The following is a 636-nucleotide window of genomic DNA, read 5'->3' as shown; positions in this document are numbered from 1 at the left end:
CTGGTGCCGGGCGTACGGCGTCGGCGGCGGCCGTGTCCGCGGGCTGCTCCAGGCGTGGGTCATGTCGTCCACCGGGGACTGGTGGGCGCTGGTCGACCTGACGCTCGTGTCGAGCAACGGGAGGACGACGCTCCCGGTGCGGCAGCTGGTGCACAAGAACGCGGTCCGGCCAGCGGGTGAGGCGTAGCGTCCGCTCCGGCCTGCCCGTGCGGACCAGCACGGCGCACGGTCAGGCCGGCGGGCACGACCCGTTCAAGACCCTGTTCGCAGGCGGTGGTCCCGCATCCGATTCCGCGTCCTTCCAGGCGTTGCGGCAGGCGAGACGTCGGCATCGGAGCCGCGGTTCGACGTCGCGGGCAGGGATGGCGCCGTTCTCGTCGAGCAGGGCGCCGGAGCAGACGGCGCTCATCGAGACCGCCACGGGGTTCATGGGCTGGCCGGTGCGGAAGGGCTTGCCGACGTGGGCGAAGTGGTACCGCTTCATCGTGCGGACGTCGGGCCGGTCGTAGCCGGAGGCGTCGCGGGTGGCTGCCCATTGGCGGCTGGACACGGCCTACTCCTCGTCGGGGAACCGGTGTCCGACCCGGCCGAGCCGGTTGAATGCGGCGTCGAAGGTTTCGGACGTGTCGGTGGCGC

General features: G+C 72.3%; 2 protein-coding genes. One reads left to right on the top strand and one right to left on the bottom strand.

Going from position 1 to position 636, the window contains the following annotated elements; all coding sequences use genetic code 11:
• On the top strand, nt 1-187 hold a 187-nt coding region (locus DMH01_RS42895), incomplete at its 5' end, for a hypothetical protein (RefSeq protein ID WP_199745859.1).
• A 42-nt stretch (nt 188-229) separates the two neighbouring features.
• Here DMH01_RS42895 and DMH01_RS42540 read toward each other — a convergent pair.
• Nucleotides 230-550: a hypothetical protein gene (locus DMH01_RS42540; protein ID WP_125685099.1), complete on the bottom strand. Its 321-nt coding sequence runs from the start codon at nt 548-550 to the stop codon at nt 230-232.
• Between the last annotated feature and the right edge of the window lie 86 nt (nt 551-636).

The organism is Amycolatopsis sp. WAC 04182 (genome assembly GCF_003947465.1).
Taxonomy (GTDB): Bacteria; Actinomycetota; Actinomycetes; order Mycobacteriales; family Pseudonocardiaceae; genus Amycolatopsis.
The sequence above is the reverse complement of the archived record's forward strand: the minus strand, read 5'-3'. Positions and strand labels throughout refer to the sequence as shown.